The 23,471-nt window shown below is 53.8% G+C and carries 15 protein-coding genes; 12 read left to right on the plus strand and 3 right to left on the minus strand.

Annotated elements, in window-relative coordinates:
* Positions 1-293 precede the first annotated feature (293 nt).
* The 10 genes from FYC48_RS12230 to FYC48_RS12275 all read left to right on the plus strand — a co-directional run bounded on the left by FYC48_RS12230 (position 294) and on the right by FYC48_RS12275 (position 12,606).
* Positions 294-3,179 (plus strand): VWA domain-containing protein, encoded by a 2,886-nt coding sequence (locus tag FYC48_RS12230; protein ID WP_149496996.1) that lies wholly within the window; start codon positions 294-296, stop codon positions 3,177-3,179.
* Between the two features lie 431 nt (positions 3,180-3,610).
* The gene (locus FYC48_RS12235; RefSeq protein WP_149496997.1) at positions 3,611-4,198 is read left to right on the plus strand and encodes a superoxide dismutase family protein; all 588 of its coding nucleotides are present in this window, start codon (positions 3,611-3,613) and stop codon (positions 4,196-4,198) included.
* Positions 4,195-4,791, plus strand: a complete 597-nt coding sequence (locus FYC48_RS12240; protein ID WP_149496998.1) for an exopolysaccharide biosynthesis protein — start codon at positions 4,195-4,197, stop codon at positions 4,789-4,791. The genes FYC48_RS12235 and FYC48_RS12240 overlap by 4 nt, the downstream gene beginning before the upstream one ends.
* 138 nt (positions 4,792-4,929) lie before the next feature.
* Positions 4,930-5,985 (plus strand): NAD-dependent epimerase/dehydratase family protein, encoded by a 1,056-nt coding sequence (locus FYC48_RS12245; protein WP_149496999.1) that lies wholly within the window; start codon positions 4,930-4,932, stop codon positions 5,983-5,985.
* A complete protein-coding gene (locus FYC48_RS12250) occupies positions 5,985-6,626 on the plus strand; it encodes a vitamin K epoxide reductase family protein (RefSeq protein ID WP_149497000.1) in 642 nt (213 codons plus the stop codon). The genes FYC48_RS12245 and FYC48_RS12250 overlap by 1 nt, the downstream gene beginning before the upstream one ends.
* Positions 6,626-6,979: an SPW repeat domain-containing protein gene (locus tag FYC48_RS12255; protein ID WP_149497001.1), complete on the plus strand. Its 354-nt coding sequence runs from the start codon at positions 6,626-6,628 to the stop codon at positions 6,977-6,979. The genes FYC48_RS12250 and FYC48_RS12255 overlap by 1 nt, the downstream gene beginning before the upstream one ends.
* 400 nt (positions 6,980-7,379) lie before the next feature.
* On the plus strand, positions 7,380-8,450 hold the full coding sequence (locus FYC48_RS12260; protein WP_149497002.1) for an alpha/beta hydrolase: 1,071 nt from the start codon (positions 7,380-7,382) through the stop codon (positions 8,448-8,450).
* Positions 8,451-8,462: 12 nt separating this feature from the next.
* Positions 8,463-9,983 carry a threonine ammonia-lyase, biosynthetic gene (ilvA, locus tag FYC48_RS12265; protein WP_149497003.1) on the plus strand — a complete coding sequence of 507 codons (1,521 nt, stop codon included), beginning with the start codon at positions 8,463-8,465 and terminating at the stop codon, positions 9,981-9,983.
* Between the two features lie 945 nt (positions 9,984-10,928).
* Positions 10,929-11,126 (plus strand): hypothetical protein, encoded by a 198-nt coding sequence (locus FYC48_RS12270; protein WP_149497004.1) that lies wholly within the window; start codon positions 10,929-10,931, stop codon positions 11,124-11,126.
* A 268-nt stretch (positions 11,127-11,394) separates the two neighbouring features.
* Positions 11,395-12,606, plus strand: coding sequence for a DUF1559 domain-containing protein (locus FYC48_RS12275; protein ID WP_149497005.1), 1,212 nt, complete (start codon positions 11,395-11,397; stop codon positions 12,604-12,606).
* A 223-nt stretch (positions 12,607-12,829) separates the two neighbouring features.
* On the opposite strand, the gene FYC48_RS12280 is transcribed toward FYC48_RS12275, so the two are convergent.
* On the minus strand, positions 12,830-16,570 hold the full coding sequence (locus FYC48_RS12280; protein WP_160149481.1) for a CHAT domain-containing protein: 3,741 nt from the start codon (positions 16,568-16,570) through the stop codon (positions 12,830-12,832).
* Positions 16,571-16,767: 197 nt separating this feature from the next.
* Positions 16,768-18,942 carry a cation:dicarboxylate symporter family transporter gene (locus FYC48_RS12285; RefSeq protein ID WP_149497007.1) on the minus strand — a complete coding sequence of 725 codons (2,175 nt, stop codon included), beginning with the start codon at positions 18,940-18,942 and terminating at the stop codon, positions 16,768-16,770.
* A gap of 333 nt (positions 18,943-19,275) precedes the next feature.
* Here FYC48_RS12285 and FYC48_RS12290 point away from each other — a divergent pair, with 333 nt between their 5' ends.
* Together FYC48_RS12290 and FYC48_RS12295 are read left to right on the plus strand one after the other, a co-directional pair.
* Positions 19,276-20,583, plus strand: coding sequence for a DUF3300 domain-containing protein (locus FYC48_RS12290; protein WP_149497008.1), 1,308 nt, complete (start codon positions 19,276-19,278; stop codon positions 20,581-20,583).
* A 211-nt stretch (positions 20,584-20,794) separates the two neighbouring features.
* Entirely contained in the window at positions 20,795-22,000 is a 1,206-nt protein-coding gene (locus FYC48_RS12295; RefSeq protein WP_235034216.1) for an AI-2E family transporter, read from the plus strand.
* A 54-nt stretch (positions 22,001-22,054) separates the two neighbouring features.
* Here FYC48_RS12295 and FYC48_RS12300 read toward each other — a convergent pair whose 3' ends face one another.
* Complete coding sequence (locus tag FYC48_RS12300) at positions 22,055-23,014, minus strand: DUF3472 domain-containing protein (protein WP_149497009.1); 960 nt, start codon at positions 23,012-23,014, stop codon at positions 22,055-22,057.
* Positions 23,015-23,471: the final 457 nt, after the last annotated feature.

The following is a 23,471-nucleotide window of genomic DNA, read 5'->3' on the forward strand; positions in this document are numbered from 1 at the left end:
ATTCGAGTTGAGTCTCATCGTCGTTCGAATGCTCAAACTCCGTCCCGGTATGTGTCAGTCGGAGAAGCAGCGTTAGAACCGACACGTTCGCTACGAAATCTGAGTGTTTTCGCGAATGAGAAGATCTTGGTCCTGTTCGCAAAGCTCGCACTGCTCGCTGCGGACTTGCCAACGCCCATCGCCAGAGGCTCGAACGGCTACTTCTGCAGCGGAGCCCACCGGACTGAATCGGATATCATGATTTGGTCGCCGCACGAAATTTGATGGCTCGTATGAACTGAACAGGATTCGCAATGGCATTTGACGTTGGTACGTTTTTTTATTTACCTCTGCTGTTGCTGATTCCTTTGATTTGGCTCGGGATCAGACGCATCGGGCTCGCCATCGGTCCATCCAGGGCTTGGCTAGCAACGGGAATTCGCTCGGCGTTGATGGTGTTGGTCGTGCTAGCTCTCTCTGACTTACAGTTTGGCTGGCTGTCCGATCAAGTTTCTGTGGTGTACGTCGTCGATCAATCAGCGAGTGTCTCGCATCAGACCCAAGCGGCGATGGTTGACTATGCAACTCGCAGCGCCGCGCGTGACCGAAACGATCATCGCCGGGATCTTGCGGGCCTCGTAACTTTTGCAGCGGATGCGAGGATTGAGATGCCGCCGGATGAACTGGGCCTTCCACGGTCATCGGCAGCGGCGTCGCTCCCACGAAATGTCAATGCGACTAATCTTGAGCAGGCAATCGACCTAGCGACCGCAGCAATGCCTCCTAATAGTCGGCGTCGGCTGGTATTGATGACCGACGGCCGAACGACCGATGGAAACGCATCAAAAGCGGCCACGCGAGCATCGCAGCACGGTATTGGGATCGACGTCGTGCCGATCGCGGAAACTGCGTCGAACGATGTCGCATTGGAACGTCTGGACCTCCCCGCAACGGTTGATGCCGGACAAGATTTTTCGGGAAGGCTGGTGGCTCGCTACACCACAGCCGATGTAAACCACCCCATCCAAGGCAACCTTTCGATCACGCAATCAGCGTTCGGGCAAAAGCGAATCATTCTTTCGGAGTCTATCCAGCTTGCGCCGGGAAAAAACGTATTGCCATTCGACCATCGGATTGATTCGCCAGCGATGGCGACCTTCACCGCAGAGTTCATTCCAAATGACCGGCGAGAAGATCGTCACCGGAAGAACAACGAAGTCAGTTCGTTCATGCAGGTTGGCGGTGCGTCGCGAACATTGCTGATTGAAAACCCAAAGCGTGCTGGCGAGTTCGCAATGCTTACCGATTGGTTGCGGCAAAACCAAATCGATCTCGATGTTCGTTCGAGTGATACCGCGTTCGATTCGATTGCCGAGTTGATGGCTTATGATTCAGTCATTCTTGCAAACGTCCCGCGAGCCGGGGGAGGACGAGCCGACCAAATCGGCGGATTAAGCGAGCGTCAAGCGGAGCTACTCGTTCAATACTCGCAGCAATTTGGCGCGGGCTTGCTCATGATAGGTGGCCCCGATTCGTTCGGAGCAGGCGGTTGGCGGGGGTCAGCGATTGAGCGAGCCATGCCGGTGGATTTCGACATCAAGAATTCGAAAGTACGGGCGGTCGGCGCATTGTTGCTTGTCCTGGATTCGTCCGGTTCGATGGGCGGACAAAAACTACAGCTTTGCAAGGCGGCAGCTCGGTCGGCTATCGAAACTCTTGGCACAAACGATTACGTCGGGATCGTCACCTTTGATGGTGACGCCGAAGAGGTGATCCCGCTGCAGCAAGTCAAAGACAGACGACGCATGTACCCGGCGATCTCGCGAATTCAGGCCGACGGCGGAACCAACCTTTATCCCGCCATGCAAATCGGTTTCGCCAAATTGTCACGTATCCAAGCAATGGTCAAACACATGATCATCGTCAGCGATGGCAACACGCAACCTGGGGCGTTTCAAACTCTGTCGGAAAGGATGAACGCCGACGGAATCACGGTCAGTACCCTCGCAATCGGTGGTGATGCTGATCGCAACCTACTCAACCAAATCGCAACAGTCGGGCAAGGTAAGTTTTACGCAGTGCAATCGCCGCGAGCCATTCCGCGAATCGTGATGCATGAATCACGGCGGATCGCAAAACCGTTGATCTACGAAGTCGCCGAGGGCATGGCACCTCTGGAATCGTTTCCACATCCAATCGTCCATTCGATCGGGCGTCTGCCACCGATCAACGGACTGGTTTTGACGACACCCAAACAAAGTGCGCTCGTGCAAAACCTTCTGATGTCCCCCCGGCCGGAATACCAGAATCATCCGATACTGTCAGTTTGGACATACGGTGTAGGCCGCGTCGCCGCGCTGACGACGGATGCTGGACAGCGGTGGGCGACCGGTTGGGAAGCATCTGCCGACGCGAAAAATCTGTGGTTACAGCTGATCCGTTGGCTAAAGCGCCCAGCCTCCGGTCACCAGAAATTTCAAGTCACGACCCGATGGAACGACGGTGAAATTGAAGTGGTCGTCGATGTCCTGGATTTCGCAGATCTACCGTTGGAACTACTGCGTTTCCAAGCGGCCGTCGTCGGTAGCGACTTGAAACCGATCTCGATGCAACTTCGCCAGGTTGCACCGGGACGCTTCCGCGGCACCGTACCTATGACTACGCCAGGTAGCTACTTCGTCAATGTCATCACCGAAGAAGCTCAGCCTCCGATCGTCCGCGGTGTTAACGTTCCGTTCGGTGCCGAGTACGCGACGACTGGTACGGAACTTTCGCTACTCGATGAGATCGTCCGCAAACGCCCCGCGGGCGGATCGCCCGGTATCCTCGCGTCGCCAATTCGTCTTTCCGCGCAGCCTCAAGTTGAAATCAATCATTATCGCGGGGGTCTCGCTGAACAATCTGCACTGCGCGACGTTTGGCCATGGCTCATTTTGGCATCGTGTTTTTTGTTTCTAGGGGATATCGGGACACGTCGTCTCGACCTACGAAGGCATTTGGTTGCGACACGACACAGACCACAGATCGAAGCCGCCGTCGATAAACAAAGTTGTGCAGACGTTGTGGCACGCCCGCAAATATTCGGAGCTGTGAACCAAGATCAAGACGATCAAGCACCGGAATCTTATGTCGATCGGCTGCTCGCTGCGAAACGGCGTACGCGCAGACAAAGTGAGCCAGACCGGAAAACCAACGCCTAAGGATCCAGCGACAATGATCCAGAGTGTGGGTGGGATTCGCAGCAATGGATTTCAATGCGTATCAGTGAATCATTGTTCGCTTCATCACCATCACCCCGATCAAGATTCCACCATCTTGGAAGCTCACAAACCATCGGAAACGAACGCCAACGCTTTGCGTGAAGGGTTCCGTGAAGGGTTCACTGCCACCGCATCCCATGAGGCTCCTGTGGCAAAACGCGGCGCGCGTCCGATCCGTTCACATAGCAGGCGAAGTCCATCATACCTGCGACCGGAATCGAAATGGCGCACTGTTTGCAACCGTCCCTGACGAAGTCACATGGCTGATCTGCGTTGATCTCGCGACAGTGGACAGTTCCCAGAAGAACATTTGCGCGATGACTCAAGCAGACAGCAGTTAAGAATCATCCGCTCGAAGAAGGTTTGCATCGATGAAACGATTTTTCACCCCAACGCTCTTCACGTTAGCGTTCACGAGCCTCGCGGCTTGCCTTGCCATCCCGTCGGTTTCGACGGCAGATCACCACGAGGAAGGAGCTCATGCTACGACCGCCGATGTCGATATCCCCAAACAAGCGGTCGCGGTCTTGTTTCCGACCGAAGGAAACGATGTTCGTGGAGTTGTCCTGATGGAACAAAAGGGCAGCGATATCGCGTTGCGCGGTAAAGTCATTAATTTGACGCCCGGTAAACACGGCTTCCACATTCATCAATACGGCGATTTACGATCCGTCGATGGCAAATCTGCGGGTGGGCATTACGCTCCCGGAGGTCATGATCACGGCGGTCCCGATTCGGATGCGCGGCATGCGGGCGATCTTGGCAACATCACCGCGGACCAAGAGGGCGTCGCTGAATTTTCGATGACCGTCAAAAAGCAAAAAGTGCATTTATTGCTCGGTCGTGCAATCGTCGTGCACGGTGGTGAAGACGATCTGAAGAGTCAACCCTCAGGCAATGCCGGCCCGCGCGTCAGCTTAGGCGTCATTGGGGTGGCGAATGAGGAGCATGGATCATGAGCGCCGATGGTGCGCAACATCAGCCCGTCCGAAACCTGTTAGACAAACTTAAGGAGTCAACAAAAGATCGTGACTCCCTGACGTTTGGTGCCGTGATGGACGCGGTCGGCCGCAATTCTTTCGCGTCGCTGATGCTGGTGATCGGGCTAATCATGATGGTTCCCGGCCCCGCCGACATCCCTGGGGTCCCAACCCTTTTGGGCGGAATCGTGATTTTGCTTGCCGTTCAAATGTTGATGAATCGTGACCACGTCTGGATCCCAAGTTGGGTAGAGCGACGCGAGTTGAAGAGCGAAACCATAAAGAAAATGATCGCTTGGTTGCGTAAACCTGCTCAATGGATCGATTCAATTGCGAGGCCGCGTTTGTCATGGTTGATCAATCGTGGCAGCATCAGCGTATTGGATTTGGCGGCGATCGCAATTGCGTTGTCCACGCCGTTCTTAGAGTTTATTCCGATGAGCGCCAACGTCGCTGGCGTTGCGATCGCGGCGTTCGGTCTGGCAATCTTGGCGCGCGATGGTTTGATCGCAGCGGTTTCAGTCGTCACCACGATCGGGCTGTTTTCGCTCGTCATCTACCAACTGAGTTGACAACAACGGTAACGGACGGCGGCGAGGCAATGCGACAGGCTAAACAAGATGATCGCGAGCAGGACCGCCCTAACCTGTTTCGTTGTCGGTCTCATCGGCGGATGACAAGCCCCTATCACTTTAACGAACGAGGACATTATGACAGATCGAAGACCCGCCGTGATTGTGACCGGCAGTTCGGGATTGATCGGCAGACCGGTGTGCAGGCAATTGGCAGAAGTGGGATACCAGGTTTATGGCTTTGATAGGGTCGGCCTACCGGAACCACCGAAGGACCTCGAGTTCGTTCGTGACATCGAGTGCGACCTTTCTAGTTCGATCGCCGTCAAAAGTGCATTAGAAAAGGTACATCAGCTGTGCGAAGGACGACTGGCAAGCGTCGTTCACATGGCCGCTTACTATGACTTCTCTGGAGAAGACAGCGATCTTTACCGAGAGGTGACGGTCAACGGGACAGACCGCTTGCTGAATGGGTTGGAGGACTTTCAACTCGAACAGTTCGTGTTTACAAGCACGATGCTAGTCCATCAGTCCTGTCAGGTAGGTCAGCACCTTTCCGAGGATGACCCCTTGCGTGCCAAATGGCCCTATCCACAAAGCAAAATTGATACAGAACGACTGATACGAGAAGGGCACCCTGGTGTACGAAGCGTCATGCTTCGGATCGCTGGCGTTTACACCGACTATGGGCGTCAACCGACGCTCGTCCAACAGATCAAAAGGATTTACGAGAAGGATCTTCAGGGACATTTTTTTCCCGGAGACACAGAGGCGGGTCAATCCGCAGTTCATGTCGATGATGTCGTTGATGCTGTCGTCCGAACGGTGGAGCGACGAGATCAAATTGACCCGAAGACCGCCATCTTAATCGGTGAATCCGACCCGCCGTCATACGAAGAACTGCAACAAGTGATTGCTCAGCAGCTACACGGCAAAGAATGGGCGACGATGCACATCCCCAAACCCGTTGCCAAAGTCGGCGCGGCTGTTTCGGATGTAGTTCAGGGAGGCGACGCGTTTATCAAACCATTTATGGTCGACATGGCCGATGATCACTACGCCCTCAATCTCGATCGGGCCAAGGCTTTACTTGGTTGGCAACCACGGCATCATCTGATGCAAACCATCCCCGAGATGACGCAGATGCTACAAAGCGATCCTGATCGCTGGTACGAATTGAATGGGTTGGTTTGATGTCGAGCAACGCTGACGTAGACCGCAGAGGCGACTACCTAAATCGGTCGGTACCACCCTATCGCCACAACCCGTCCGCCTGGAGCCAACGATTGCCAATCTGCATCATGGCATTTGTTGCGGCAATCATCTCAACCCATCTTTCGCTTTTTCAATGGGGTTTGATCGATGAGACCTGGGACCCCGTGTTTGGGAACGGCAGTGACCGCGTTCTCAAGTCGGAGACCGCTCAGCAAATGTATCGCTTGATCGGGATCCATGACGCCGCGCTCGGTGTGCTCGCCTACTTGGGCGATGCAATCCTAGGATTGGCCGGATCAACCCGGCGATGGCAATACCGGCCGTGGTTAGTCATCCTTTTCGGCATCGACGTCATACCGCTTGGGATTGTCAGCGTGATCCTCGTTTTATGCCAAGCGTTCATTGTTGGTGAGTGGTGTTTTCTGTGTCTGGTAACAGCAGCGATTTCGCTGATGCTCGTGTACTGGGCTTGGGACGAGGTTCGAGCCTCGCTCGCCTATCTGAAAATCGTTTGGTCAGACAACCATCACGCTCGGCTATTGTGGAATGCGTTTTGGGGCTACCATTCGGAGGAACTGGATTTGGCCGCTGAGAAACTACTGACGCGTGAGGTCCGATAATGTGGGGACGAGTAGTTGAAATCATGACGGCCGTTTGGATCGCGGCGAGCCCATTCGTCTTCGGCGTGCAGGATGACACCGTGCTTTTGTGGGCGGACCAGTCGATCGCACTGACTATCTGTCTGCTTGCGGGCCTGTCCTATTGGAGACCCACTCGGCTTGCTCACTTGCTGATTTTGGCGGTTGCCATCGGGTTGACGATCTGGGGACGGTTTGCCGAGCTGCCGCCAAGCCCCCCGCATCAGAACCATATCGTAGTCGGGCTGTTTCTTTTGATGATTGCGCTCATCCCCAATCAAGCTTCGCAACCGCCAAATGCCTGGCGTCGTCACGCGGGAGATGGCCTGAGCTAAACCGAAGCCGCCCACACGGTTGTACTTCAGATCGCCGGCAACAAAAAAGTCCGGATACTGCACATCGTTGACACTGGCATCGCGGGCGCCGTTTTTAGTGATCGAAGTAAGCCTTAAGTGTAAGAATTTGATCTTGATTAGGCGGCGTCGGGTAAGATCAAGCCCTCGTCCTTCCTCTCACGGTCCCAACCAGCCCCAAGTCAGCCCCGGTCATACCATCCGTCGCTCGGAGGTATTTCTCCATCCTTTATCAGATCGGCCTGATCGACGATTGACGGGAATTGGGTTCTGAAAACAATGACATCCGGCATTTTTTCAAGACAACCAATCCCGGGCGCGAACGCAGATGCTCGTTATACTATTCCGCTGGCTCGCTTTGGCCGCTGTTGTGTCGATATCGATGGTAGATAATTACGTCGATGCCCAACGGCCTCGTGGCCCAGGACAAGACGCACCGATTCGGCCCAATGGTCAGCCAGCCGAAATCGAGACAACGGCTGGTCAACGTTCAGAGCGGTCCGCAGCGGACCGACCGAGTGTTAGCGAAAGATCCGGCGGGCAGGGGCGCAGCGGGCAGCAACGACGGCGATATTCCCCTCCAGTATTGAGTCCCGATTTCATCGAAACCAAGCTGCCGGCGAACGTTCGCTACGTCAGTGATGTCAGCTTCAAGACGATCGACGATCTCGAACTCAAGCTTGATTTATTGCTACCTACCCTAGCGGCTGACGACAATCGCCCGGTAGTGATATGGATTCACGGTGGCGCTTGGATGCGCGGAAACAAGGCGCATGACCTACACCGCTATGATCAGCTTACCTCGCATCTACTCAAGGCGGGGTTTGCATTTATTTCCATCGACTATCGCTTGTCGTCTCAGGCAACCTTTCCCGCGCAAGCGATCGACTGCAACGACGCGTTAGCGTTCCTTTATGCTCATCGCGATGACTATGCATTGGATCTCGATCGAGTTGTGTTGATGGGCACATCTGCCGGCGGACACCTGGCGTCGTTGATTGGCACGAGTTCAGTTCCACCAACGCCTAAGTTTCTCACGAATGTCGATCAACCGCCGTGGACGATCCGAGGGGTCGTCAACTTCTATGGACCAAGTGATCTCGTATTATTGCAAGGAAAACGCGAAGGAGTGGACTTCGAGAACGATCGATCTCCGGAAGCGAGGTTACTTGGACACTCACCTTTGCTACGTCCGGACCTAGCCAGAGCGGCGTCGCCAACCACTTACGTCAACGCACAGTCGCCTCCCTTCTTGATCATTCATGGCGATCAGGATTCTCGTGTGCCGATCAGCCAAAGCATCTTGCTCAACGCGTCTCTAAAAGTTGCCGGCGTAAAGAGCGAATTGATTGTTGTGGAAGGCGTGGGTCATGGTGACGAAGCGTTTGACGAGATGACCTATGTCGAGAAAGCCGTCGAATTCGCGACGGCGGTCGCAAATGCAAACGAATAAGGGCTTAGTACGATGGATCTGCGTCTGCTCGACTATCTGAAACGCATACTCAACTCTCGCGTCTATGACATCGCGATTGAGTCTTCACTGGATCGTGCCAACAAACTTTCCAATCGACTGAACAACAACGTTTGGCTAAAACGCGAAGACACTCAACCGGTTCACAGTTTTAAATTGCGGGGAGCCTACAACAAGATGGCTCACCTATCCGCGGAGCAGCTTTCTCGCGGTGTGATCTGCTCGTCGGCAGGCAATCACGCACAAGGCGTCGCGATGAGCGCTCGCCGCCTGGGGTGTGAAGCCCACATCGTCATGCCGGTGACGACTCCCAAATTAAAATCAGACGCCGTCAGAGACCTCGGCGGCCACGTTGTCCTGTTCGGTGACAGCTACTCCGATGCGTATACCCACGCGAAAGAACTTGAACGACGACATGGCTACCTCTTCGTCCATCCCTTTGATGATCCCGATGTGATCGCCGGCCAAGGGACAATCGGCATGGAGATTCTGCGTCAGCACCAACATCCGATCCATTCCATTTTTGTCGCCATCGGTGGTGGCGGACTAATCTCCGGAGTCGCCGCTTATATCAAGGCGGTACGTCCCGAGATTCGAGTGGTCGGTGTACAAATGACCGATTCCGATGCGATGCGCCAGTCCGTTGAGGCGGGCAAGGTCGTCGCGCTCCCGGACGTCGGGTTGTTTTCCGACGGGACAGCGGTCAAAGCCGTCGGAACAGAAACGCTTCGCCTGACGCAGGAATTGGTAGACGAAATCGTCACCGTTAATACCGATTCGGTGTGTGCCGCGATCAAAGACGCCTTTGAAGATACTCGCAGTATTCTCGAGCCCGCCGGCGCAATGGGAATCGCCGGACTAAAGCAATACGTCGCCAAGTACCGAGTGCATGACCAAACGTTGGTCGCCATCACGTGCGGCGCGAACATGAACTTCGACCGGTTGCGATTTGTTGCCGACCGAGCCGAAGCCGGCGAAGAACGCGAAGCATTGTTTGCGGTAACGATTCCTGAAAAGCACGGTACATTGAAGCGATTGTGCGAAACGGTTAGCGAACGCAACGTCACCGAGTTTAGCTACCGCCTTTCCGACGAATGCGACGCGCATGTCCTTGTCGGCCTTTCCATCAAAGATCGTAGCGAGATCGCGACGATATGCGATGCGTTGACATCCCAAGGATTTGCGACGCTCAATCTTGCCGACGACGACCTCTCCAAGGAACACCTTCGATTCATGGTCGGTGGACGGAGTCAACGCGTCGGCGATGAAAGGCTTTATCGGTTCGAGTTTCCTGAACGCCCCGGCGCCCTGATGCGTTTTCTTTCACAAATGCATCCCAATTGGAATATCAGCCTTTTTCACTACCGAAACCATGGGGCTGATTACGGTCGTATCTTGATCGGAATCCAAATCCCTGACCAGGATTTGGAATCGTTTCAGGAATTCGTCTCGACACTCGGTTATCGCTACACCGACGAAACGGCAAACCCGGTTTACCACCTGTTTCTACGTTAGAATTCGATCCATCTGCTCCGACCTTGCACTCGGCTTAAATTTAATTCAATCGATAGGTGGAAATCTCAAGTCGAGGGGGGACTGCGGAGGGGGCGAGAATCTTAATGTTAGCGGTGCGCGTGTGCGCGGCCGACTTAACTGTAAGAACCATTGAAACTCTTTTCGGCCTACTGGAATTCGCATCCGCGCACACCAGTGCACCAAAGCGCACGCCATGCGAGAATTCCAGTACCACGGCGTGGTCAACAATCCTCCGAAAGAGCGGAAACGCCAATCGGCAGAGTGGGAATGTCTTACTTGCCCATTGTCCTATGCAGCCGTTGACACTTCCATCCGGACAAATGATTATTCCTCGCCCGGCTTGCTATCTTTCTAAAGCTAGCTAGTTTGAAGTTAATGCGCAACCAATGGCGGGTGCGTCCGAATTCGCTAGCCGGCAGTACTGGTATCGTCCCCCCGCATGCTCCGCATTTGGCGACATGTGAAGTGCACCAAAAAGTTTGGCTCGCGGTCTTTGCACAGCAAACTGGTGCTTCGTTCCCGTTCAATTTTAGGGTTAGCCGAATCGTGTTAGCCGCAATCCCAAGCAATCACCAGGGCTGAAAACTCGCACCGGTATTGTCAAATGGAACAAAGCATCACGATTCAATTGTGCGTCGATCCTGAACCAAGTAAATCGATTCGGACCATCAACCGTTGTTCACGAACTGGGCCTACGTGGAGTGACTGTCAACGGCACCGGACTCGGTTTAACGTACTGATCGCAACGGATGGATCTAGCAATAAGCAATTGCATGCTCTGATGCTATAAGGAGAAACATCTCGGCTATCTGTGCCATGCTAATGACACTTCACGCAGTATTTCCGGCCTAGCCGTGATCCCAACATCACGCATAACGTCGTTTTCAAAGTCAACATTTTCGTTCCGTTTTCATAAATCTCAAGATGACCACGATCAATCAGTTTTGTCGCCTGTTTTTCTCAGCCATTTGCATTTGTGGCATTCTGACACTTTCGGGATGTTCCGGTGGCAGCCAAGCGGTTTCAACGGAAACCGACGAGATCGAGCAGTACCTCGAAGACCATCCGGAACTGAAAGAGCCGAAACCGGAAGTGGACAATTCTGTATTGACGGGAGAATGAGAGAAAAGCTCACGTTCGCAATGCCTATCAAACTCGTCCATCACCGTTGATCGAAGACACGACAATCTGCACCGCGATACCGAACCCGACAGAGTTGCGGACACACCGATCACGCATTGTCCGCATAAGTTTTCGGATTCAACATCTCGGCGAGTCGAACGGCGTGCATTGCGAAGATTCATCTACCAATCCGGCAGAAGTCTTTTCCAAAACTGAATGGAGTAAAGATCGCTGCCAATCCATTTTCTTATATTTCGGAGTTAGCTCAGTGAAACGTCGTCATGGGCGACCCGCAGGTTTTACGCTTGTCGAATTACTTGTGGTGATCGCAATTATCGGGATCCTAGTTGGACTGTTGTTGCCTGCGGTCCAGGCGGCCCGCGAAGCCGCTCGTCGAATGAGTTGCAGTAACAACTTCAAGCAACTGGGGTTAGCAATTCATAATTACCACAGCTCTTTTCGGATGATGCCAAAACATGGTTCGGGGACCTACCAGACTCCCCTAACCGCGGCAAACAATGCGTCCAAAGATGCCCCGGGAAGTAACCGTTCTGACTTATCAGTCCTGGTCGGAATGTTGCCTTTCATCGAACAGCAGGGATTGTGGGATCAAATCAGCAATCCGTACGACAGCGATGGAGCGGGACCTCTTGAGGCCTTCCAAGCCTTTGGTCCTTGGCCGAACCGTTCGTTGGCGGAACATGTAACGAATCCCTACGATCCGTGGATGGCCAACATCCCAACGTTCCGTTGCCCCAGCGATCCCGGCGTCGGCTTGCCGTCACACGGAAGGACTAATTACGCGGCGTGCCTTGGTGATTCCGGAACACTCAGCCATATCGGTTACATCAGCGACGAAGGCAACATCTACAATTCGGCGTGGCCACCGATCGCAAACACAACGTTGCGTGGTGCGTTCCGCCCGCGTTTACAGTCAAAGTTTCGTGACATCCTAGACGGGTTGTCAAACACGGCCGCGATGGGTGAGATCATCACCGATCTCGGTGACAACGACATCCGTTCGCGAGCCGTCGATAGCCCACACCCGGACATGTGGAAAGCGAACGGGGCAACTTCATGCAAGCCGTATATTGATCCCGAACGACCTCGCTTTTGGTTGGCCAATGGTGTGCCGTTCACCGGTGACGCGGAACAACGACGAGGATCGAAGTGGGCGATGGCTCGTCCGTTCTACACTGGCTTTTTGACGGTGCTGGGGCCGAATACCGAAGCCTGTGTTCAAACGACGCAGGAAGGCGAAGGCAACACGTCTACCAGTAGTCGCCACCAGGGAGGATGCCATATTCTAATGTGCGATGGTGCAGTCCGATTCGTGACTGATTCGATCGACGCCGGCGACCCAAACCTTCCTCAGGTTCGCGTGGGTGCTGACTTTACCGCCCCGGGATCGCCCAGCCCCTATGGTTTGTGGGGTGCGTTGGGATCACGTTCCGGATCGGAAACGGTCGGCGAGTTCTAGATCGTTCACCGGTTGGTTCGCGGTGTTCCGGTTAATCTCGGATCCGCGAAACCTATTTTCTTCCGACCAATCGATTCGTCTTGGAACGATTGGTCATCTGGCAGACGTTTTGATGTTTCCAGATCTTGGTCGGCGACGATGCTGACAACGCTTTCCGAACGTAGCCCCGTCGCCGGCACCACTTTCCCGTCATCGGTAAGATTGGAACAGCTCGGCCGCGGGCCTATGGATCAGCGTGGGCTTGGACCCACTGTTGGTCATCTGAATGTAACTTGTTGATCGGAACAAGAATCGGGGTCCCATCCTGCTTTTGCAATTGAACCTGTCCCTCAATTACAGCCAGAAATTTTGCAATCGTAGTGTGCTTTCCATCTGCGCTGCGCCACGTGCGAAATTCGCTTACCTTCTCAGTCGCCGGAACGATTGCCGAAGTCGGCGGCTTACCGGTGACGGTGAAGGCGGCCCACAATTGTGGCGATGCTTCAAACCCTAACGACTCCAACCGTTTGATGGTTGTCAACTGTGCCAGACGCATCGCCGCGGCCGGCGTTTTGCCTTTGGAGAGCTGTTCGAAGAAACGGCTCATCAACTCTGCGGTGATCTGATCAGGAATGGGCCAAAGCGTCGCGACAACGTTGTCCGCGCCGGCGAGTCGAAATGCATGGCTTAGGCCGGAAACTCCCTCGCCATTGTTCGCGTTCCCGACTGCGGTTTGACAGGCGCTTAGCACCACCAACTCGGTGCCACGAAAGTCGGTTCCCAAGATTTCGATCCCGGTAAGTACCCCGTCTCCTTGACCGGTAAACGCTGCGTTAGCGTTTGCAAATGCCAATCCACACGTCGCGAGCGGGTGGTCTTCGTGACGGAATTGTGAATACCCGTGAGTGCTGAAAACAGCGTACCGTGGTCGATCGACTGACTTTACGACAGACTCCTCAGCCTTCTTTCCCAGGAACATCGTCGGCGCGGTACCGGTGAGTCGTTCGAGATAGGGCTCGATCGCCTTGGCTTCGTTCGCCGTTCCCGGAAGCGGCGCAAAAGGTTGACGAACGGTCGCTTCGGACTTGTCGCCGTTCATGCGAACTCCCTCACCGTAGTTTGGGTCGGCGATAATTAACGCAGCTGGATTCGGTTGGAGCGTCGTGGCCGCGAGCAGATCTCTGCCGCTTAGCAGGTACTGAATTTCATGGTTTTCGATCAAACGCCGTCCGTTCGGTAGGGGCAACGCTGCGAACGGTAACTGCCAGAGAAGATTGTCCGGCGAAATTAGCCAACGAGGTGTTTTGATCACGTGCTCTGGAAGTGAACCGATCACCAGAGACGACAATTCTCGCAAATGATCGTCAATCGTCGCGCTGACATTGTTCGTGACTATCTGACCGTTTAGACATCCTTGGAGTTGGATAAGCGTTCGAGAAACTTGGTCCCAGGGGTAAGCGACTTCCCGCAGTTCGATTTCTCCGCTACCTGCAGGCGGCACAATCATCACAAGAATTTTCGCCTCCCTTTCGGCCGTTCCGGGGCGTTCGCGATTCCATTCATTGAAGGCTCGGTGGTCGATCGTGACGCCGACGACGGAGAAGTCGATGAAGACCGCGTCTTGGGGAATACTCTTTCGAAGCTGTTCGAGAGAACTCCAAGGTTGTTTGCGAAATTCGGTCCAACCGGCGGATCCCAATTTCCACGCAAGTTCCGATTCTCGGTCGCGAAGTTCCGACAGTTTGTCACGAAGGACGGCGCCGTCGCTGGAATCAGCCTCCTGAAGATTGGATTGCAGCGAACTCATCGTGAGCGACGAGATCTGTTCGCGAATCGACATCAGCCGCTTCGAAAGATCTGCGACGGCGGGGTCTCGGGAGGACGCCGCGATTCGATGTCGTTCTGAAAGCGCACGTGTGGAAGTGCCTTTCGCATTCAGCAACCAACTGGTCGCAAGGGGAGCTGCGTTTGCTGTCGTCTGCAGTCTTACGGCCATTCGCAATGCCGATTGAAACGCCGGTTCGAATCGGTGTTTGATGAATTCCGTTTGCTCTCGATCGGACAATAAAGAGAGCGAGCGTGCGACATAATCACGGTACGCACGCTGGCTTTGATCCATCAATTCGAGAGCCTGCTCGTTTTTCTTCTGATGTTCGCATAGGAGCGCCAGGTGGGCAGTGATCTTTGCCGTTTCCGGATGCTCCGAACCGAGCATGTCATTTGCCGATTGATATCGATTCCATGCGATCGACTCGAGTCGCTCCCAGCAGCCGAGTTTTGTCACATCGCTAACAAGTTTCGCGTAGATCCCATCGGATCGACTACTGAGCGCGCCAGATTCTTGAATGGTTTGTTCCATCGCTTTGATGCGCCACTCGATCGCTTCTTCTGAGCCACCGGATTTGAACGCTAGGATCGCCATCCGTTCAAACCTTGATGCTTGGATTTTGGCGTTTTGTTCGACTAGTTTTTCGATCAACTTTTGGTAGGTCTTTGCTGCATTTCGATCGTCATCGAGCCGCTCCTCGGTATCGGAAATTGCAACCATCAACCCTACCCAGCCTCCACCGAATCGGCCATCAGATTCGGCCATTTGTCGGGCTTGTTGAAAGAGTTCAAGTCCGCGTTGCAAATCATCGAGTCCATCTCGAAAAGCGAACCCACAGTTCCGAACGAGATTTTGGTGTCGAATCGGTGCATTACGAAGTCTCTTTTGTCCGGCCGCCAACAAGTCATTGATCGCCTGAACTGCTTCGCTTGATCTGTCTTGCTTGGCAAGTTCACGTACCCTGAACTGGATCGTGTTGATCTCTTCGAGAAACCGCTCCTCACGCGACTTGGGTTTTGACGGTGCCATCTTCGGGGGAGGCACATGTCGATGGCGAAGAGACTCGTCAAATTCGACAAGCAAGTCATCCGCAGAGTCTCCCAGTGCCCAGACTTGTGAAAGTCGACCATACTCCAGTCGAACCATGACGAACTTTCGATCGGGCGACAGCATGATTTCTTGAGCGAAGAAGAACGGCTGGTGTTGGAGGCGTTCACGAACGGAAGGAGCAAAGGGCAAATAGCGCACCCGATCCGGGGCTTGGACGGGACGAACTTGGATCGCATCGATGGCTGTTTTTGTTCCGACCCCGTCGACGCTATACAGGCGTCCTCGATCGAAATCGATGGTCGGAAGCGAGTGCGAAAGAAGGTGCAAATCACGTCGTCCCGAGCGTGTGTCGTAACTTGCCACTCCCTGATCACTGACGGTGTGAATGAATCGCCCATAGAGTTTTGCACCATCGGGGGACACCGAAAGGTCTCGCAATGCCGATTCGATGGGAAAGATTTGAGTTTCCTGCGTCGAGATTTTCCAGCTGCGCGTCATGTTTTCGCATCCCGACAAGATCACTTCACAGCGATCGTCAAAATCACAGCCGTTGATTACCGCCGGATGCGGTGGCAGTTGTGCAATGAGGGTTCCGTCATCCAGATCCCACAACGAAAGTTCGCGTTCATCGCAAAGTACAAACAACGAACCACGGCGCCCCGTGACAGGAAAACTGCGTTGAGATTTCACCGGGTAGCTGCGGACCAAGACGCCTTTGAACAAATCGAATTGTCTCGCCGACTGTCGGTCGCAGACGACCAGAAAACGCCCGTCCGCGGAGCAGGCCGTACGATCAACCGCGATCGTTTCTCCGAATATCATCCGACTGATCTCATCGCCGGTGTTTAGGTCAATCAAGACGAATGCATTCACTTTACCGGACGACATTCGAGGAGACGTGTTGGAAGCGTAGTCAAACGCCACCATCAGCCCATTCTCGGCAAGATGAACACCGACGGGCCCTTCGTTGTGGCTCATCGCGATCGTTTTTGAGCCCGCGTTCAGGCGATAGCGTTGGCCCGATGGCCCCGATTGCTGTGCCCTAGCGGTTTGCACATTTGTTGCAATACAGACGCCAATGAATGTCGCCAAGAGTGGTCCTATCATTCGCCTAGGCATCGTCATCCTCATTCGCTTACTCTGATTGGAAAGGTGAGTGAATCCTACCCAACATGATGCATTGTTGTCGCTAAAGATCGCTTAGATTGAAGCAATTTGTTGCTTCGCAAAACGTATGATCCGTCCGGTACGAGACGCCGGAGGCTCGATGGTCGAGCATTGGCGGCAACCATCGATATCGAAAACTAATTCGTCCACCCCAACACATCGTCGATGACGCTCCAACGCGGTGGTTTTGTTTTCGTTCCTCCGCCTTGGATCCAGTAGATCTCCAGCTGGTCTAGCGAGCCGTCAAGTCGCTCGAAATCGATCCAGCGATCAAGAAACTTCAGCCAGGCCCTGTCCTCCGAACGAACAACAAAGCTAACGGGACGACGAATGCGAGGAGTGGGAATGACGACGGTATGATTGGGGTACAGAATATTCCAAACCGCGCCGATTTCGGCGGCCATAACCATTCCGTCAATCTCCGGACGGTCTCCGGTGAAGTACTGCTTCGGTGGTTCGATCACTTCAACCCGGAGCGGTCCAAGGTTGCGTTTAATTGACTTCGCAACATCAATGTGGTTCGCCCCCAGGTGGACTTCGGGATCGTTCTTAAAATTTTCCCAGGAACCAAATTCACCGCGGCGATGATCCTGCGTCACAACCGCGAGGGTTGCGGTGCGGTAAGGTTGCGTCAAGCCAACTTTGGCCAATCGCTCCGGTAACAACAGGACGCCCCCAATCGCAATGTCGATTTCATTTGAGGCTAACCGCTGCAGGAATGTCTCGTGACTGCATGGCACGAATTCTAATCGGATTTCAAGTCGTTTCGCCAAGCGATGCATCAGTTCAACATCCAGACCAACCAAGTGCTGACGGGAATTGAAAAAGCAATACGGCATCGCGTCGGGCAAGAACCCGACACGGCAGGTGCCGCTCTCGATGATTCGTTCCAATGTCGAACGCTGTGAACGTTCCTGCTCCGGCAACTCGTCCGCTGCTGCATGGACAATGACGTTCTCGTGTGGCGACTGAATCTCGAGTGCAAGAAATTGTTGATCGAGGTCATATCTTAGAGTCGTCGATGTCAAGTACAGCCGACCGCCTGCGATCATCGCAGCGATACAAATCAGTCCGCCTGCAAGACTGGGCATCAAGCGATTCCACCGGACGCATAGCGATCGCCTTGAGTATTCACTTACGATCGTCGATAACGCCATCAAGTGCACCACGCCAACGACGTCGCCCAAACGCATTGTGATGAATCCGGGTAAGACAAAGAGCGACATTAAATCTTGTGGAAGTTGAAATTGGTCAAGCAAATAGGGGATCGTGACCAGCGGACTGGCAAAGCTAAAAATCGCTCCCAAGGTGGCGACTTGGAGGGTTTCCAGGAATGAAAGTTCCTTTCCGGAATACCATGCGGCGAAGACGATGAACGTGAACGTCAGCATTTTTCCCAAGTGAGGAAACGGATAGGCCAAAGGCACCAGGACACTCGCGGTGGCATCTGGCGACGATTGGTCTCGTCCCGCATTTTGCATCAAAAGACCATCACATTTCTCGATAATCAGTGGCAACGTAACCACCAACTTGCCCGTCGCGATCGCGATCAATACCGGTTCTTGAATCGCGTGAACAAAGTCACGGTACCGAATCGACGTGAGGTTGCACACGATGGCTGGCAGCACAACGTACGCAGTCACGATGCTCGCCATTGCATACATGATGAGATACGCTTGCAATCGCACCAATTCTTCGAAACGCAACGTTCCGGCGGCCGCTGCCGTGAGGGCAAACAAACCAATGGGAGCTAGCTTGACCAGAAACCGATTGACATGACTGAGTCCGGCCGAGCAAATTTCTAGCAGATCTAAAAGCGATTCTTTATCGGGGGTCAACATCATCGCGCCGCCAAAGAATAGGCAGAACACAACGATTCCAGGTACATATCCTTCGGCTAGTGAATGAAAGACATTAGTCGGGATAAACTGCGTCAATAAGCTTTGCCAGCCCACTGAGGCCGGTTCGCTAGCAGAACTAAAAAAGGCTGCGCCCTCAGTGGGCGGCAAAAGACCGGCGAAGCAAACAATCAGGCTGATCCCCAGTACTACAAACAAAATGAGCACTGCGAAAGCCGCCAGTCCAAGTTCTTTGGTCTGGGCTACCTTGAGCCGTCCCACCTTCGCAACGATCGAAACAACCAAATAGGGCAGCACAGTCATTTGTAGCAGGCCAACATACGCCTGCCCAAAAACTTCAAGTCCTGCCAAGGCTTCGCCAAAAAACAGACCGAGCAAAACACCGGCTCCAAGCCCAATCATGATCCGTTGTCCCGCGGTTCCTGTCGGCTGAATTGTTTGGGAGCGTTTCACGTGGTTTCAACCAAAGAGGATCACTGGTGAGTTGGCAAAATCGACGGTCTGTTGAATGAGTGTAAGAACCTATCCGGAAATCGAAAGCCACACTTGCTAGCACTTGCCTCCGGTTGTGAAAATCGGCAAAAAGCATCTAGGCTCAAGTGCGCGTCGGTTGCCGGACAATACTGGCGACGAGGCTCCGTTTCCCGTCAGTGCGAGCATTCATAACGTAGGTTCACCAAAAGCAGTGTTCTGCCCGTCGAGAATCGATTCCTAAGGATCGTTTGTTGTCGGTTCGAATCCAGAAACTGTCGCTCTAATCAGTGAACTCTTCAGCTTGGATATGACATGCTCCAATCCCGTTTTCGCTTCCCCAACCGTGCCTGCTCGGCAATTGGTGTCTTTTGCCTCATTTGTGTTCCCACTACCGTCGACGCACAAACCGCCGTTGAGCGGGCAATGCCGACGCAAGATCTTTCAGCTCAGGCTTTGGATGCGCTAGTCGCGGGGATCGCGTTTTTCGATGACCGAACGATCGAGCATATTCTGATTGCGGCGCAAAACCCTGAGCAAATCCGACACGCGGCGATGGGAACGGGAGGCATCGCCGAATCTGAAAGTTTGCAATACTTGGCGAAGTATCCAGATCTGCTGACCCAACTGGACCAGCAGCTGCCATTGACGGCGCGACTGGGACTTGCCGCTAAGACACAGCTGGATGAAGTTTGGCAAGCGGTCGACCGAGTCCGTGCGGGCTTCGAAGAATCCCAACAAAAATCCGTGGACGACCTACCTCCACCGTCGCAACAAGGCTACGTCACCACGACGTATGCACCGCCTGGGTATGGCTACTACGCAGCGGGTTTATGGGCTGGTGCAGCAATTAACGAACTTCGACACGAATACCAACAAGCATTCGTTGCCCATCCAGGCGCCGTCGTCTACGGAGGAGGCGCCGCGGGCATCTCTGTGGAACAGGTCGGAACGGGATATCAAACAAACTCGGCTGCCGCGGGAGCAATTTATAACCCGGCGACTGGCTATTATGCCGCCGGTGTGCATCAAGGATCGGGGTATGCACAAGCCAATGCCGACGGTACCACTTCGTTTGGACATCAAGGAACGACGAGCGTGCACAGTAGCTTTGGAAATACCGAGATTCAGCATCAATCATCCGGCACCGCCGCGGGAAACGGTAACGGTAGCTACAGTGGTTCAACGCAGATTGATTCGACTCATGGTGTTGCGACGATCGAAACGCAGGCTGGCGGCGGCGAAATCTCTTCAACGATCTCGACGCTGAATGGAACGCAAACGTTGACCGCCGGTGATGGTACCGTCGGAAGCTCGGCAGCCGAATCGACCACACGAACATCAGACGTAGGCTCGCGCAGCAGTTCCTTTGCACGTCCTTCGGATCGTTCCTCTGAATGGTCAAGTCTAAGCGAGACACGAAGTGGACTGGCCAAAGAGCGTCCATCGACCAGCAAGTTTTCTCGCCCCGCCACTACCGTCAATACAAATTCACTACCGAATAGTGGTTCAAGGTATTCGGTTGGTTCACCGAGGGTCAACAACGGCCATTTCCATAGTGGCCGTTCGGTAACTTCCTCTCAGAGCGGTTCGCGAGCCCGCGGCGGACGCCGGGGACGCTAGTGTTCCGTCATGATCTGAAACGAGAACGAGCCGATTGGCGTTCGCCACGGCTCGTGTGCAACAACCGGGGCCAACGCCGGTCATCTGACCAGTCGAACGAGCAGCTTTGATTGAAACTGAAAGATCTTGAAAATACGTCGGCGATTCTGCGATCTCGTGTTCGCGATGCCGCTGGCGGTCACTACGATTGAGGCTTAACTATTTGCCCATCATGGTGACAAACGAAAAGAGTGATCAGTTGGCAGCTCAAAATGATCCGTTCGAAAGCGAACTGCGAGGCGACGAGCATTCTATTAGCGCGGATGCGTTCAACCCTACGATTGTGGCGCCCGCTTTACAGCGCATCTCGACTTGCCTGATGATCATCGCGGGCATTCTCTTGATGTACGCGTTGTATTGGCTTCGACCGGTACTCGTTCCATTCGTGGTTTCATTGTTCGTTGTCAGTGGGATCGCGCCTTTGATGCGGCTGCTCGAGAAGCGGCTGGGGCTGAAGCGATTCGCGGCAATCGGAATTACATTTTTGTTCGGATTGGTTTTGATCACCGGGTTGATGTGCTGTTTGTGGTTGTCGATCCAGCAGATCAGTACGCAAGGAAAAGCGTACGCCAATCGCGTCGAACAAATGTTTGGTGACATGCAGCAATGGATGCAAGAGCACGCGATTCCCAAACTATCCCTTTCGTCGTTTCGCAACAGCGAAGAAAGTGAAGCTGAACTTGCTGCCCAAGTCAGTGAAAACGCCGCAGTCAACGCACGACATGCAGACTTGTTGGACATGGTAGATCAGTGGGTCAGTGGATCCCTGGCCACCTTGTCGGCAGAATTACTGACGATGGTCAGCAGTTTCGCGGTCGTGTCGATCTTCGTGTTCTTTCTACTGCTCGGTGAACTCAATAGCAGCAGCGAAAGCTTGGTCGGTAAAATCGACTATCAGATGCGGTCCTACATGCTGGTCAAGACAGCCATTTCCGCGGTGACGGGATTCATTTTTGGGCTGACGTTGTGGCTGTTTGGTGTGCCAATGGCGTTGACCTTTGGTCTGCTCGCATTCCTACTGAATTACATTCCAAACTTTGGTCCGCTGGTTGCCACTGCCCTTCCGGTGCCGTTCATTGTGCTGCTTCCCGAGGCCAGCATCGGCTGGATGGTCGCAGCGATCGCAGCTTCGGGAGGCGTCCAATTGATCAGCGGAAATTTGGTCGAACCGAAGTTGATGGGCGACTCCGCCGGATTGCACCCGATCACCATCATGTTGGGGCTGATGTTCTGGGGCATGCTTTGGGGAATCATTGGCATGTTCTTGGCAACCCCGATCATGGCTGCGATGCGAATCATTTTCCAACGATCCGCTTCAACCCGACCACTTGCCGATTTAATGTCAGGGACTTGGCCTGAACCAGCCGAAGGAACGTAGTCGTGCTTAGCCCCCCCGGTCGTCGGCGATCGTCCGACGTCTAAGCTATGAAATTTAGTTCGCTTGTTCGGGAACCAATTCAATTGCGTGGCGGCGTTGTTGCGGGTCACGCTTGAAGAGCGCGCCGACCTCAATAACACAGGCTTCGCCTTCGGCATGAATTTTGGCACAGTCAGGCGAGCTCGTCGTCCCTGCAGCCTTGTCGGGGTAGAACGCACTGGTACGTGACAGTTTTACTTTTTCCCCGTTGATTCGCGGCCAACCAAATTTGACCTTCACTTTGGGAATGTCCGACCGCGGAATCTTTGCCGTCGAGTAGACTTCGACAAACGCAGAGTGGCGATTCCAAAATTCAAACTGCTCGCCCTCAAACAGCAAGCTTCCAACTTCGAGGACTTCGCCGGACGTTTGGTCTTTTAGGCGACACGTGAACCAAGTCGATGCCGCGTCATTTTGCTCCATCGTATCCGCTTTCGTGATACTCCAGGTGTAGGTTCCTTTCTTCCAGCGAAAGGGACGGCGGACACTGGCAAACTCACCTTCATAGCCGGCACTTTCGACCAGACAGTCATCCCCGGCAGTCCGAACATGTTCCAATCCGATCGGAGTTTTTTTGTCGGATGACCAACGAGAGAAGATCACGCCGTGCCCGCGATGGACTCGTGTCCGCTCACTTTCACTGATCCATCCGTTAATGTTTGTCTGAATCCCACCATAGAATTGCAGGCCGTTAATCAATGCCGATCCGCACGGTGACACATAGAGATTGTAGCTATCAGGAATGTCTCGATCGATCGTGATCTCCATTTCCAGAGACTCGAAATTCTTGATGGAATCCTCGAAATGCCACCAGATATTAGCGACGTGCCATGGTCGCCTTGGCAGATCGACCCCAAGGTTCTGAGCCATCTCCTCGGGAGACAACTGCTTGCAGGGATCATCAGCAATCGCAAGCGAAGGTATCCCTCCGACAGAAGCAAGGCATAAAAAACACAGCGATGTCATCAGACGCATCAGGCGGACTCCTGTCAGGACGTGAAGCAGATTGGCTTTGCGTCACATCATTCATGTTTGGACGAACTCAACCACCACGCACCGCACGTGCTAGCGGTAACTCGCATGTCGACATACATCGGTTTCCGACTAGTTTTACGAAGCGTACTCACGGCAGACGTTGTTGGCACGATCGCTAATCGATTGAATGAGGATCGTTGGCGAGTCGATATCCCTGTCGCAACGAATCCGCCGAAGATCGCTCGAGTATAGAACGACTGATCGCGACTCCAATGCTTGCCCCCCGTCGTCTTGCTTAAAGCGGGGAACTTGTCTGCAAGGATCCCCCAACGTCGGAGTATCTTCCGTGATGAAAGTGGCTTGTCTCGCAATTTAATCCTCGCCGTTCCTTGTCCGTCACACGACAAAACAGTGATCTAATTGAAGTGGGATCATTCGAGACTTGAGGCTGCAGAAT

This window comes from Roseiconus lacunae (assembly GCF_008312935.1).
Classification (GTDB): domain Bacteria; phylum Planctomycetota; class Planctomycetia; order Pirellulales; family Pirellulaceae; genus Stieleria; species Stieleria lacunae.